Source organism: Tellurirhabdus rosea (assembly GCF_026278345.1).
GTDB classification, from domain to species: Bacteria; Bacteroidota; Bacteroidia; order Cytophagales; family Spirosomataceae; genus Tellurirhabdus; species Tellurirhabdus rosea.
In genome coordinates this window covers 2,118,233-2,130,496 of sequence record NZ_CP111085.1, presented here as the reverse complement: position 1 = coordinate 2,130,496, position 12,264 = coordinate 2,118,233, and the positions used below count along the sequence as shown (strand labels likewise).

At 57.9% G+C, this 12,264-nt stretch carries 13 protein-coding genes; 6 read left to right on the top strand and 7 right to left on the bottom strand.

What is annotated here, in order from left to right; genetic code table 11:
- Positions 1 to 14 precede the first annotated feature (14 nt).
- Together ORG26_RS08880 and ORG26_RS08875 are read right to left on the bottom strand one after the other, a co-directional pair.
- Positions 15 to 1,556 (bottom strand): aldehyde dehydrogenase (NADP(+)), encoded by a 1,542-nt coding sequence (locus tag ORG26_RS08880; RefSeq protein WP_266368543.1) that lies wholly within the window; start codon positions 1,554 to 1,556, stop codon positions 15 to 17.
- 40 nt (positions 1,557 to 1,596) lie between these two features.
- Complete coding sequence (locus ORG26_RS08875) at positions 1,597 to 2,436, bottom strand: fumarylacetoacetate hydrolase family protein (RefSeq protein ID WP_266368542.1); 840 nt, start codon at positions 2,434 to 2,436, stop codon at positions 1,597 to 1,599.
- 149 nt (positions 2,437 to 2,585) lie between these two features.
- Between ORG26_RS08875 and recO the strand changes: the two genes are divergently transcribed.
- Positions 2,586 to 3,278 carry a DNA repair protein RecO gene (recO, locus tag ORG26_RS08870; protein WP_266368540.1) on the top strand — a complete coding sequence of 231 codons (693 nt, stop codon included), beginning with the start codon at positions 2,586 to 2,588 and terminating at the stop codon, positions 3,276 to 3,278.
- Between the two features lie 25 nt (positions 3,279 to 3,303).
- Here the strand turns inward: recO and lptB are convergent, their stop codons facing one another.
- The 5 genes from lptB to mazG all read right to left on the bottom strand — a co-directional run bounded on the left by lptB (position 3,304) and on the right by mazG (position 8,561).
- Entirely contained in the window at positions 3,304 to 4,035 is a 732-nt protein-coding gene (gene lptB / locus ORG26_RS08865; protein ID WP_266368539.1) for an LPS export ABC transporter ATP-binding protein, read from the bottom strand.
- A 34-nt stretch (positions 4,036 to 4,069) separates the two neighbouring features.
- Positions 4,070 to 4,408: an RpnC/YadD family protein gene (locus tag ORG26_RS08860; RefSeq protein WP_266368538.1), complete on the bottom strand. Its 339-nt coding sequence runs from the start codon at positions 4,406 to 4,408 to the stop codon at positions 4,070 to 4,072.
- A gap of 260 nt (positions 4,409 to 4,668) precedes the next feature.
- Positions 4,669 to 6,444, bottom strand: coding sequence for a single-stranded-DNA-specific exonuclease RecJ (gene recJ / locus ORG26_RS08855; RefSeq protein WP_266368537.1), 1,776 nt, complete (start codon positions 6,442 to 6,444; stop codon positions 4,669 to 4,671).
- A 26-nt stretch (positions 6,445 to 6,470) separates the two neighbouring features.
- Positions 6,471 to 7,628, bottom strand: a complete 1,158-nt coding sequence (locus ORG26_RS08850; RefSeq protein ID WP_266368536.1) for a fibronectin type III domain-containing protein — start codon at positions 7,626 to 7,628, stop codon at positions 6,471 to 6,473.
- A gap of 120 nt (positions 7,629 to 7,748) precedes the next feature.
- Positions 7,749 to 8,561: a nucleoside triphosphate pyrophosphohydrolase gene (gene mazG, locus ORG26_RS08845; RefSeq protein WP_266368535.1), complete on the bottom strand. Its 813-nt coding sequence runs from the start codon at positions 8,559 to 8,561 to the stop codon at positions 7,749 to 7,751.
- A 271-nt stretch (positions 8,562 to 8,832) separates the two neighbouring features.
- On the opposite strand from mazG, the gene ORG26_RS08840 reads away from it, so the two are divergent.
- The 5 genes from ORG26_RS08840 (at position 8,833) to ORG26_RS08820 (ending at position 12,238) form a co-directional block, all read left to right on the top strand.
- Positions 8,833 to 10,071: an MFS transporter gene (locus ORG26_RS08840; protein WP_266368533.1), complete on the top strand. Its 1,239-nt coding sequence runs from the start codon at positions 8,833 to 8,835 to the stop codon at positions 10,069 to 10,071.
- 110 nt (positions 10,072 to 10,181) lie between these two features.
- Positions 10,182 to 10,859 carry a DUF1361 domain-containing protein gene (locus tag ORG26_RS08835; RefSeq protein WP_266368531.1) on the top strand — a complete coding sequence of 226 codons (678 nt, stop codon included), beginning with the start codon at positions 10,182 to 10,184 and terminating at the stop codon, positions 10,857 to 10,859.
- Complete coding sequence (locus tag ORG26_RS08830; protein ID WP_266368530.1) at positions 10,843 to 11,271, top strand: diacylglycerol kinase family protein; 429 nt, start codon at positions 10,843 to 10,845, stop codon at positions 11,269 to 11,271. Before ORG26_RS08835 ends, ORG26_RS08830 begins: the two co-directional genes overlap by 17 nt.
- Entirely contained in the window at positions 11,261 to 11,914 is a 654-nt protein-coding gene (locus tag ORG26_RS08825; protein ID WP_266368528.1) for a hypothetical protein, read from the top strand. The genes ORG26_RS08830 and ORG26_RS08825 overlap by 11 nt, the downstream gene beginning before the upstream one ends.
- A 27-nt stretch (positions 11,915 to 11,941) precedes the next feature.
- The gene (locus ORG26_RS08820) at positions 11,942 to 12,238 is read left to right on the top strand and encodes a winged helix-turn-helix domain-containing protein (RefSeq protein ID WP_266368527.1); all 297 of its coding nucleotides are present in this window, start codon (positions 11,942 to 11,944) and stop codon (positions 12,236 to 12,238) included.
- Positions 12,239 to 12,264: the final 26 nt, after the last annotated feature.

Genomic DNA, 12,264 nt, shown 5'->3' with positions numbered 1-12,264 from the left:
CTTTACGGCTACGTTTATTTTGTAAACGCTCCGTTTACCAGTCGCCAGATGGTCAGCGGATTCGCCTCTTTCAGTTCGTCAGGCAGCAGCGCATCGGGGAAGTTCTGGTAGCACACGGGCCGGGCAAAGCGCCGGATGGCGTTCGTCCCGACCGAGGTAGTCCGGACGTCGGTGGTGGCCGGATACGGGCCGCCATGAGTCATGGCGTGGCTCACTTCCACGCCGGTCGGGAAGCCGTTCAGCAGCAGGCGTCCGACCTTTTGTTCCAGAATTTCGAGCAAATCCCGGTACTCCTCCAGCTCTTCCGGCGTCCCGTGAACGGTGGCCGTCAGGTGGCCTTCCAGATTGCGGGCAATCTCCAGCAACTGGTCTTTTGTATCCGCTTCGATCAGTACACTGCCGGGGCCAAACACTTCTTCGGCCAGCTCGGGATGGGTCAGCAGCGTATCGGCTTTGGCCGAAAGCAGCGTCGGCGTGCCGGGCGCCGGAGCGCCAGCGGACGGACCGTTGGCGGCGGCTGTTGCCTGCCCGGCGAGAGTCACCTCCGGCAAACCCGTTAATTTGGCAATCCCCGCCACAAACGCTTCGCGGATGGCCGGAGTCAGCATGTGGGCCGGGCTGGCGGCCGAGATGGCCGTTCGGGCGGCCTCGGCGAACGCCTGGGCCTCCGGACTTCCGGGCAGAATGGCCAGTCCCGGATTGGTACAGAATTGTCCAACGCCCAGCGTCACCGAATCCACGTACGCCTGGGCCAGTGCCGCGCCTTTCTGCTGGATGATGCCCGGCAGGAAGAAGACCGGATTGGTGCTGCCCATTTCCGCATAAACCGGAATCGGCTCGGGGCGGCGGGCGGCGGCATCAAACAGCGCCTTGCCGCCGCGGAAAGAACCGGTGAAACCAATGGCTTTGATGGCCGGATGCTGCACCAGCGCTATGCCGGATTCGTTGCCGCGCCCGCCAATCAGCTGGAACACCCCATCCGGCAGGTTGTAGGCTTCGGCGGCCCGCTGGATAGCCTGCCCGACCATCTCCGACGTGCCCGGATGCGCCGGATGGGCTTTCACCACCACCGGACAACCCGCCGCCAGGGCAGAGGCCGTATCGCCACCCGCCACCGAAAAGGCCAGAGGGAAGTTGCTGGCGCCAAAAATTCCCACCGGACCGAGCGGAATCAGCATCTGCCGCAAATCGGGGCGGGGAAGCGGCTGTCGGTCGGGGAGGGCGGTATCGATGCGGGCATCCACCCAGGAGCCTTCACGCAGGTATTCGGCAAAGAGCCGGAGCTGGCCTGCGGTACGGCCCCGCTCGCCGGTCAGGCGGGGGAGGGGAAGCGCTGTTTCCTGATGGGCCCGTTCGAGCAGCGCGTCGCCCAGGGCCATGATTTCGTCGGCAATGCGGTCCAGAAAAGCCGCCTTGTCCTGACCGGAAAGTTTGCGGTACGATTGAAAGGCTTCGGCGGCCCGCTCGCAGGCGGCCGCCACATCCTGCGGCGACGATTCGCGGAAATCACCGGGCAGCGTTTCGCCGGTGGCAGGGTTGATGGCTTGGAATGTCATAGGATGCTAACCGCGCCGGCGGCCCGGCCTGCGGAAAAGTTTATTGTTCTACAGTATTGCGCAGCGTTCCGATTCCGTCGATCGTGATCGCTACTTCATCACCGATTCGCAGCGTGAAGTCATCGGGCGGGACAATGCCCGTGCCCGTCATCAGGTAACAGCCAAACGGAAAGGAACATTCGCGAAACAGAAACGAGACGAGTTCCGTATGCTGCCGCTTCATGCGGTTGATGGCGATGTTCTGGTCAAAAACCGGTTTGCCGTCCCGCCGGATCTCCAGCCGGATTTCTGTTTCGGGCGAAATGGGTTTTTCGGGAACCAGGAGACAGGGACCGATGGCGGCCGAACCGTCGTAGGTTTTGGCCTGGGGCAGATAGAGCGGGTTTTCGCCTTCAATGTCGCGCGAGCTCATGTCGTTGCCGCAGGTATAACCCGCAATTTTTCCCCCAGAAGTAATAAACAGCGTCAGTTCCGGCTCGGGAACGTTCCAGGCTGAATCTTTCCGGATGCGGACCGCAGCCCCCGGCCCAACGGCCCGGTTTGCCGTGGATTTGAAGAAGAGTTCGGGGCGCTCGGCGTCGTAGACACGGGCGTAGAAATCGCCGCCACCGGCGTCTTTGGCTTCTTCCATGCGGGCTTCCCGGCTGCGGAGGTAGGTCACGCCCGAAGCCCAGATTTCCTGCCGGCTGATCGGGGCGAGCAGGTCGGTCTCTACCCACGAGCGGTATTCGTCCGAAGCCGCCGTCGACGGAACTTCCTGCTGCAAAAAAGCGTAGAGGTCATCCTGATTGACGAGGTAATCCCAGTCATCGGAAGGCGCACGGTGGAATTGGCCATCGTGTTCGGCAACAATGCCGTGGCGGGTACGGTAGAGTTTCATGGTGAATAGTCAGCTATACGCATAAGAGACACAAGCAGGCGGATTCTACACACTGTTGGCGTAATTTTCGTCAAAATCTTCTTTCGTGCGGCAAGGGATTGGCGGGTTCGCTTTGTTACTTTGTTACTTTCTTACCTTGTCACTGCCCAATGTTGCAAAAAACCAGAGGCATTGTCCTGAGCTATATCCGTTATCGCGAAACGTCCATCATCGTGCGCGTTTACACCGAGGAATATGGTTTACAGAGTTATATTGTCAACAGCGTCCGCTCGTCGAAGAGCAAGGGCAGCCGGATTGCGCTGTACCAGCCGCTGACGATGCTCGAAATGGTGGTCTATTACAAACCGGACCGCGACCTGCACCGGCTCTCGGAGGCGAAAACGACTTATCCGCTTCAGCACATTCCGTTTGAGGTCGCCAAGTCGAGCATGGCGCTGTTTATGAGCGAAATGCTGAGTAAAACGCTGAAGGAGGAAGCCGGCAACCCGGAATTGTACCGGTTTCTGGAAGCGTCCATTCTTCACCTGGAGGAGGCGAGTTCCGGCTTTGAAAACTTCCACATCGCGTTTCTGCTCAAACTGGCGGCCTTTCTGGGCTTTGTTCCGTCCAGCGCGTCGGAGTTTGAGAGCCAGTTGCGGGAGCATAACTACCCGTTTCTGCCCGATGAGTCGGCCGAAGCGGCGCTGGCCGTGTTTCTTCGCCAGCCGCTGGGGACACCCGTGAAAATCAATCGTTCGGTCCGGGGCGAACTGCTGGATGCGGTGGTGGCCTTTTACCGGATTCACATCGATGGCCTGGGCGAAATCAAATCGCTGCCCGTGTTGCGCGAAGTGCTTTCGTAATGTATCCACGGACGGCCCGTGGATACTAGATCTTCCGTTTCAGCTCGAAATTCTGGCCGAGGTAGACGCGCCGCACCTGTTCGTCGTTGGCCAGGTCTTCGGCCGTGCCCTGCTTCAGAATTTTTCCTTCGAAGAGCAGATACGCCCGGTCGGTGATCGACAGGGTTTCGTTTACGTTATGGTCCGTAATGAGGATGCCGATGTTTTTGTGCTTCAGCTTCGCGACAATGCTCTGAATGTCTTCAACGGCAATGGGGTCCACGCCCGCAAACGGTTCGTCAAGCAGAATGAAGCGGGGGTCCACGGCGAGTGCCCGGGCAATTTCGGTCCGTCGCCGCTCACCGCCCGACAGCACCTTACCGAGGTTTTTCCGGACGTGGGTCAGGTGAAATTCTTCCAGCAGGGCTTCCATCTTCTCCTTCTGTTCCGCTTTGGACAGGTCGGTCATTTCCAGAACGGCCATGATGTTCTCTTCCACGGACAAGTCCCGGAATACGGAAGCTTCCTGCGCCAGATACCCGACGCCGAGGCGGGCGCGCTTGTACATGGGCATGTCCGTCACGTCCGTCTGGTCGATGTACACCTTGCCGCTGTTGGGCTTGATGAGGCCCACGGCCATGTAAAAAGAAGTCGTTTTGCCCGCGCCGTTGGGGCCGAGGAGTCCGACGATTTCGCCCTGTTCGACCTGGTACGAAACATTGTCGTTGACCAGGCGGGAGCCGTATTTCTTAACTAAATTTTCGGTACGAAGAAGCATACTCAGGGCCGCGTGACGGCCGGAAAATGGTCGTTCAGACGTTTGGTTGTCGCCTGATTTGTTCAATAAAGTCGAGCGAAACACCGGCCGCCGCTGCAATCTGTTCGCTGCTGAGTGTTCCCAGCCGGAGGAGGTTCGCGACGATTTCTTTTCGGGCTTTCTCTTCACCCTCCTGGAGACCTTCTTTCAGCCCCTCCAGCTGCCCTTTACGAATACCCTGGAGAAAGCGAATATCGGTTTCGAGGTCATAGACAAACGGCATGGCTTCGATTTGTTTAATGGTTTCGTCCTGTAAATTACGCAATTTTGACAGAACTTCGAGCTGGTGCAGCGACCGGCTCAGACCCGTTGTGTCCGGATGCGTTTCTTTCAATTTCCGGATGATAGCCTGAATGACGCTTTCCGGTCTGGCATCGACCAGTCGTCCCAGTACTGCCAGTACAACTTCTTCCGGCCGCCCGGAGTTCAGAAACTCCGCGGTTGAGGCCCTGCTCGTCGCTGGCCAGCTTCAGGTAATCGGGCTTTCGCTCGATAGTCCGCTGTAGGTCGTCCGCAATCTCCGTTAGCTCCGCCGGTCGGGGGAGTTTCAATACTTTCTGTAGAAGAGGCAGCACCAGCGGCTCGATGTTTTCCTTAAAAATCTTGTCGTAATCCTGTCCCACTAAGAATCTGCTGATTAGGAACGGTACGGGAGGCAATTTTAATATCTTTCAGGTAAAGCTGTAACGAGGTTTGCCCGTTGTAGTGGTTGAGTTCAATCTGATAACAAATGGAAAAAGGCTCGCCGCGCCGCAGTTCAAGGGCGTAGTGGGCCATGTTGAAGCCAATGCAGGTGAAGATCTGCGGCGACGAATGGTGCTGAATCTGGAATTTCAGGTGCTTCTCCTTCATCGTAAACGGCCCGCTGTAGAGATACACCTCGTCGGTGCAGAAGACCGGCGACATATTTTCCGGCCCGAACGGAGCCATCTGCTTCAGGATCTTGTGGAACTTCATGTCCACCGCGCTCAGGTCGATCGGCAGGTCGATTTCAACCTGCGGAATGAGCTGTTCTTCCCGGATGCGGCGCTGCACCACCTCTTCAAACCGTTGCCGGAACAGCGGAACGTTTTCAATCTTCAGCGTCAGACCGGCCGCAAAGGTGTGGCCGCCGAACTGCTCCAGCAGGTCCGCGCATTCTTCAATGGCTTCGTAGACGTCGAAGCCCGGCACTGACCGGGCCGACCCGGCCGCCTTGTTGTGCGACTCGGTGAGGATGATGGTCGGGCGGTGAAACTTCTCGATGCAGCGGGAGGCCACAATGCCGATGACACCCTTATGCCAGCCGTTGTTGAACAGCACGGTGCTTTTGGCGTTGCGCAGCCACTCATCGGCCTGGATCATCGCCAGGGCCTCTTCGGTGATGCTGCTGTCGTACTGCCGCCGACTGTTGTTGTGCTCGTTGATTTCGAAAGCATGCCCGGTGGCTTCTTCCTCCGTTTCGGACAGGAGAAGTTGCACCGCGGCTTTGGCGTGCTTGATCCGCCCGGCGGCGTTGATGCGCGGCCCGATGCCGAACACCACGTTCATGATATCGAGTTCATCCCGCAGGCTCGCGATCTGGATGAGGGCTTTGAGGCCCGGCCGGGGAGAAGCGTTCAGGCGCTTGAGGCCGTAGTACGCCAGCACGCGGTTTTCGCCGGTAATGGGGACAATGTCGGAGGCGATGCTGACCACCACCAGATCCAGAAAATCAAACAGCCGTTCGAGCGGAATATCGCGCAGCAGGCAGAGCGCCTGAAGCAGCTTGAAGCCTACGCCGCAGCCCGTCAGTTCCTTGTAGGGATAGGAACAATCCTCGCGTTTGGGGTCCAGCACGGCGCAGCAGGTCGGAAGGTAGCTGCCGGGCCGGTGGTGGTCGCAGATGATGAAATCAATGCCGTAGTCGGCAGCTTCCTGCACCTTGTCCACGGATTTGATCCCGCAGTCGAGGCTGACAATCAGGGAAAAGCCGTTTTCGGCCGCCCATTCGATCCCGGCAGAGGATACGCCGTAGCCTTCTTTGTACCGGTCGGGAATATAAAAATCGAGGTTCGAATGAATCGTTTTCAGAAATCCGTAGAACAGCGCCACTGAAGTAGTACCATCCACGTCGTAATCGCCGTACACCAGGATTTTTTCGTTCCGGAGAAGGGCCATTTGCAGCCGCAGGACGGCCTGGTCCATGTCCTTCATCAGAAAGGGATCGTGCAGATGAGCCAGTTCCGGCCGAAAGAACGTCCTGGCCTGTTCAAACGAGTAGACACCCCGTTGCACCAGCAGCATCGCCAGAAACGGGGTGATGTTCAGCTGGCGTGTAAGGTCTTCAACGGCCTTCAGCTCCTCGGTCGTGCTCGGTTGTGGTCGGTGAATCCAGCGCTTTTCGGTCATATCTGCAAGATAACAGAAAAATGTCTTTACTGCACAACCACTTTTCGGACCAGAGAGTGCCTGCCGACCAGCGCCCGAAGGAGATAAACGCCCGGCTGAAGCAACTCGGTGGGCGTAATCGTCGCCTCTTCGCCGGTCGTCATCGGCAAGGTGAAGGCAATCGCGCGGCCGTCGAGCCGGCTGAGCGTCAGCGACTCCGGAAGCAGATTGCGTAGGCGCAGCCGGATGCGGCCGTCCAAAATCGGGTTGCCAACCACTTCCAGCAGAGGGGCGTCGGGGTCGCGGATGACCGACACGATTTCGGAATACGAAGAAGACCCGTCCCGGTCAACCTGACGCAGCCGGTAATAGCTGGTGCCCCGGAGGGGAGACGCGTCGAAGAAAACATACGCCTGTCGCTGGTCGATGGTGCCCCTGGCGGGTTGTTCGGCGAGAGGAATGAATTCGGCCGCCGTCAGGCTGCGCTCCACCACAAAACGGTCGGCGGCCTTTTCCCAGGCGGTTTCCCAGTCGAGCCGCACGCCCCCGGCTTCGGAAGTGGCCCGGAACGAAACGAGTTCGACCGGCAGCGCCGACCAGGCCATGTCGCCAATCGTGAAACCGTTCGCATCCGGGTTGCTGCCCGCCGCGGGGCCGTTGCCGAAAACAATGGTCAGCACCTGGACGCCGTCGCCGAAGCTTACCCCGACCGGGGAGGAGGCCGAAGACGAATTGGCCGTGATGGTGTTGCCGCTGACGATCGCCTCGGCGGGATTGGCCGAAAAAGAAACGGCAACGGGCTGGCCAAGACCGTTGGTGGCCGTCACGGTGACCTGGTCCTGATAATTGCGGTTGGGATTGGTAAAACTGAGATTCTGGTTGATCGCTCGCAGGTCGAACAGCAGCCCCAGAACCGGTGCGCTGAAAGTAAAGGTGTAGGTTTTCTTTTCGGTATTGTTGGAAAAATTGACGGAGGTCGTGGTCAGTCCCGGACCGGTGGCTGAAGGCGAGGAATTACTGAAAACGCCGGGACCGGAAATGGCGATATCCACGTTGACGGGCGGATTGCCGACGCCGGAATAGGTGTGAGCCGTGGCTCCCGGCGGGTAGCCGACGCTCAGAAAATCGAGGTCCTGGGCCGTGGCGGCGGCGCCGAGCAGGAGGAGAAAAGCGAGAATCAGCAGAAAGGAAGCGGGACGATTCATGGCGGTCGCAGTAGGAAAGAGTCTTCCGGTAGGACGCTAAACCACGAAAAAAGTCAGCCTTCAGAGGCTGACTTTTTTTATACGGCTCTCTAAGTTAACTATTTAGGCCAATGGGTAGCATCAGGTAAACTGCTTCGCTTCCTGCCAGTACACTTCCATTTCTTCCAGCGTCATGTCTTTCAGCTGGCGGCCGGCGGCGCGGGCCTGTTCTTCCAGGTACTGGAACCGTTTGATGAACTTCTTGTTGGTCCGTTCCAGCGCCGTTTCGGGATTAAGGTCGATAAAACGGGCGTAGTTGACCAGCGAGAACAGCACGTCGCCGAATTCTTTCTCGGCCTTCTCGCGGTCGATGGCTTCGCCCGTGTCGGCGTTGAATTCCTGTTTGAATTCCTGCATTTCTTCCTCAACCTTCTCCCAAACCTGCTGGCGTTCTTCCCAGTCGAAGCCGGCACCCCGGGCTTTTTCCTGAATACGCATCGCCTTCACCAGCGCGGGCAGCGACGACGGAACGCCGCCCAGCACCGAGCGGTTGCCCTCTTTCAGTTTGAGCTGTTCCCAGTTCTGCTTCACCTGCTCCTCGGTCTCCGCCTTCACGTCGCCATAGATGTGCGGATGACGGCTGATGAGCTTTTCGCAGATGCCGTTCAGGACGTCGGCCATGTCAAAGGCCCCCGTTTCCGAGGCGATTTTGGCGTAAAAAATTAGGTGGAGCTGAATGTCGCCCAGTTCTTTCCGAATCTCGGGCAGGTCGCCTTCCAGAATGGCGTCTGAGAGTTCGTAGGTTTCTTCAATGGTCAGGTGGCGGAGGCTGTCCAGGGTCTGTTTACGGTCCCAGGGGCACTGCTCGCGGAGTTCGTCCATGATGGTCAGCAGGCGGTTGAATGCCATTAGCTGCTCTTGCCGACGGGGCGGCAGGGATTGAAATTCAGTCATGAATAGGGAAAGCCCGCAGGCGATTCTTCATTTTTCAGTAAAACTAGCGATAGTGGACAGAAAGAGACAAGAGAAAAGAGACAGAAGACAAGTGACAAGAGCCGATAGCCCTTGGGTCGTTTCTCTTTTCTCTCATCTCTTTTCTCTTTATGCCCTCTGCGTCCGTAGAACACCAAACCGGCGCCAAAGAGTCGGGGTTGGGCGGAAAAAGTAAATTTCAAAAGACCATACGGTCGTTTTCGGGTTATTCTACCGGAATACCTGACTCGAAATGACGCCATCCCCTGCTCCCGAGGACAAACGACTTTCCCTCGGAACCATCTTTTTTACCGTCTTCCTCGACCTGGTTGGGGTGGGAATCGCTAATCCGATCATTGCGCCGCTGCTGCTCCGGCCGGAGTCGCATTTTCTGCCGGAAAGCTATAGCGAATACAGCCGGACGGTGCTGCTGGGCCTGCTGATCGCCGTTTTTTCCATTGCCGGATTTTTCAGCGGGCCGTTGCTGGGGGCGCTCTCCGACCGCTACGGCCGCAAACGCCTGCTGCTTTTTTCGCTCGTCCTGACGTTTGTCGGCTACCTGATTTTCGCCCTGGGAATTCACCAGAGAAACGTACCGCTGCTGTTTGTGAGCCGCCTGATTTACGGCATCGGCGGGGGCAACCTGTCCATCATCCAATCGGCCATCGCCGACGTCAGCGACGAAACGTCCCGTACCAAGAACTTTGGTCTCATCGGCGTAGCGTTCGGGCTGGGCTTCATCATCGGTCCGGCGCTGGGCGGAGAGCTGGCCAACCCCCATTTCATTTCGTGGTTCAATTTTACCACGCCCTTTCTGGCGGCGGCGCTGCTGTCGCTCCTCAACATCGGCCTCGTCATTCTGAACTTCCGCGAAACGCTGAAAACGCCCATCCATCGCCCCGTGACCATTTTTACAGGCTTCCGGAACCTGGGCGAAGCCTTCACGATTCCGGCTTTGCGGATTCTGTTTCTGGGCGTGTTCTTTTACGCGCTGGGCTTCAACTTTTACACCCAGTTCTTTCAGGTGCTGCTCATCAAGCGGTTCGATTACAACCAGACGCAGATCGGGCGGTATTTCGCCTACGTGGGCGTCTGGATCGCCTTCATGCAGGGAACGGTCGTGCGCCGGGTAGCCAACCGGTATTCGCCGCGGCAGATTCTGCGAATCAGCGTGCTGGGGCTGGCGCTGGCCCTCTGGCTTTTTCTGCTGCCGACCGAAAGCTGGCAGCTGTTTCTGGTGGTGCCCGTCATGTCGCTCTTTCAGGGCCTGACTTCGCCCAACTCCACTTCGCTCGTTTCCGAAAGTGCATCGCCGCAGGAGCAGGGTAAAATTCTGGGAATCAACCAGTCGGTGCTGTCGGCGGCGTTTGCCATACCGCCGCTGGTGGCTCCGTACATGGACGCTATCAGCATCTATCTGCCCATTATGATGGCCGGGGCGATGGTGCTGGTCGGGTGGGGATTCTTCCGGCGGTTTATCGCCAATCACTGAGAGAACGGGCTTGCGAGCGGGTCAGCCGTTAACCATTGGCTCAATTGTCCGCATTTTTTATTGACAGAAAACCAAAGAATTTCCTTACTTTGCAAGACAAAGTACTTTATATGAATACATCCTACTCTTCCTTTGTTCATCGTTCCGGCGAAGGGCTCCGCCTGCTGACCCTGCTTTCGGTCATGAGCCTGCTGATGCTGGCGGCGCGCTGCCTGCTCACGCGGGACGCTTTCTTCCTGCTGCTTTCCTGGAATCTGTTTCTGGCCTGGATTCCGCTCTGGACGGCCAACGGCATCCGCAAAGGGCTAATACGGGGCACCCTGCCCGAATGGTCCCTGCTGCCCGGTCTGGCGCTCTGGCTGCTGTTTCTGCCCAACGCGCCCTACATCATCACGGATCTGTTTCACGTGCGGCACGTATCCGAGCATACGCTGTTTTTTGACACGATGATGATCTTTCTGTTTGCCCTGACGGGGCTGCTGACCGGCCTGTACTCGCAGTTGCAGGTTCACCGGCTGCTGCGCGAGCGGCTGGGACGCGGACCGGCCTGGGGCGTCATGCTGGCCGTCATTGTGCTGACGAGTTTCGGCATCTACCTGGGCCGCTATGGACGCTGGAACAGCTGGGACCTCGTGACCAACCCCGTCGAACTCCTCAAGGCCGTTGGCACAAGTTTGCAAAATTCCGTTGCCTGGAAGCTAACACTTTCGTATACATTTGCATTAATTGTACTTTACGTGGGCTTCACGGAGTACGTGCAGCGTCAAACGCATGAATCTTTGGATTGATTTCCGGAAAAGTCTTCGCAGTTTCCGCTTTGCCCTGGCGGGCATCCGCGACTTGTTTCTGCTTGAAAATAATGCCAAAGTACACCTGCTGGTGGCCGGGCTGGTGATTGCGGCGGGCTTCTGGCTGGAGCTGTCCACCACCGAGTGGGCGCTCATTCTGACCCAGATCGGTCTGGTCTGGATGGCCGAAGCCTTCAACACGGCGCTGGAAAAGATGGCCGATCTGGTGTCGCCGGGCTACCATCCGGTGATCAAGGCCGTCAAGGACCTGTCGGCCGGGGCTGTCCTGATGGTCGTTCTGATTGCCGTAGTGGTCGGACTCCTGATTTTTGGGCCGAAATTGATTACTTTACTGGAAACGATTGCAACAAACCACTCAATCACTCTTTCGCCGTTTTTTCATGTCGCGTGAACATCTAGATACCCTGACCGAAATCCGCAGCCTGATGGAGCGCTCGTCGAAGTTTTTGTCGCTGAGCGGTTTGTCGGGTATTTCTGCGGGTCTGGTCGCGCTGGCCGGGGCCGGAGCGGCGTACTTCCGGCTGAATAACGACTGGCTGACCCTGGCTGGCTACGACCATCTGGCCGAACTGAGTGCCGACGAGCGCTCCGATGTGGTAAGCTTTCTGATGCTCGATGCGGCGGCCGTGCTGATCGGTGCGCTCGTGCTGGGCGTGTTTTTTACGGTGCGCAAAGCCCGGCAGCAGGGCCTTAGTGTCTGGAACGCCACTTCCCGGCGGTTACTGTGGGCGCTGGCGGTGCCGCTGGTGACGGGCGGGGTGTTTTGTCTGGCCCTGATTCACCACAATCTGCTGTGGCTGGCTTTCCCGTCCACGCTGATTTTCTACGGGCTGGCGCTGCTCAATGGGAGCAAGTTTACCATCCGGTACGTCGAATATCTTGGCCTGTCGGAAGTGGCGCTGGGACTGCTGGCCCTGTTCGCCACGGGGTACACGCTGCTGACCTGGACCATTGGTTTTGGCCTTCTGCACATTGTTTACGGGATCTTTATGTATTATAAATACGATAAATCGCCTGCCGAATCTGTCCGATAATCGGTGCAGAAAGAGAATTTAGAGACCATGCGTGAGTATCTGATCGGATTTAACAAAGCTTTTGAAAGCAAGGCGCGGCTGGGGATCATGTCGGTGCTGATGGTCAACGACTTCCTGAGCTTCAATGCGTTGAAGGAGTTGCTGAACCTGACCGACGGTAACCTGGCTACCCACCTGCGTGCGCTGGAGGAGCAAGGCTACCTCAGTGTCCAGAAGCAGTTTGTCGGTCGGAAACCGAACACCACGTATGCCGCCACCGAGCCCGGACGGAAGGCGTTTGCCGAACACCTGAACGCGCTGGAAGAGTTTCTGAAAAACGTCTAGTTTCCCAAATCGCCGGCCATACCGCC

Bases quoted from the DNA above. Each gene is read 5' to 3' on its own strand.
- recJ (WP_266368537.1), bottom strand. From the start codon at position 6,444: ATGACCGAAAAGCGCTGGATTCACCGACCACAACCGAGCACGACCGAG.
- mazG (WP_266368535.1), bottom strand. From the start codon at position 8,561: ATGACTGAATTTCAATCCCTGCCGCCCCGTCGGCAAGAGCAGCTAATG.
- ORG26_RS08875 (WP_266368542.1), bottom strand. From the start codon at position 2,436: ATGAAACTCTACCGTACCCGCCACGGCATTGTTGCCGAACACGATGGC.
- recO (WP_266368540.1), top strand. From the start codon at position 2,586: ATGTTGCAAAAAACCAGAGGCATTGTCCTGAGCTATATCCGTTATCGC.
- ORG26_RS08825 (WP_266368528.1), top strand. From the start codon at position 11,261: ATGTCGCGTGAACATCTAGATACCCTGACCGAAATCCGCAGCCTGATG.
- ORG26_RS08830 (WP_266368530.1), top strand. From the start codon at position 10,843: ATGAATCTTTGGATTGATTTCCGGAAAAGTCTTCGCAGTTTCCGCTTT.
- ORG26_RS08840 (WP_266368533.1), top strand. From the start codon at position 8,833: ATGACGCCATCCCCTGCTCCCGAGGACAAACGACTTTCCCTCGGAACC.
- ORG26_RS08835 (WP_266368531.1), top strand. From the start codon at position 10,182: ATGAATACATCCTACTCTTCCTTTGTTCATCGTTCCGGCGAAGGGCTC.
- ORG26_RS08820 (WP_266368527.1), top strand. From the start codon at position 11,942: ATGCGTGAGTATCTGATCGGATTTAACAAAGCTTTTGAAAGCAAGGCG.
- lptB (WP_266368539.1), bottom strand. From the start codon at position 4,035: ATGCTTCTTCGTACCGAAAATTTAGTTAAGAAATACGGCTCCCGCCTG.
- ORG26_RS08880 (WP_266368543.1), bottom strand. From the start codon at position 1,556: ATGACATTCCAAGCCATCAACCCTGCCACCGGCGAAACGCTGCCCGGT.
- ORG26_RS08850 (WP_266368536.1), bottom strand. From the start codon at position 7,628: ATGAATCGTCCCGCTTCCTTTCTGCTGATTCTCGCTTTTCTCCTCCTG.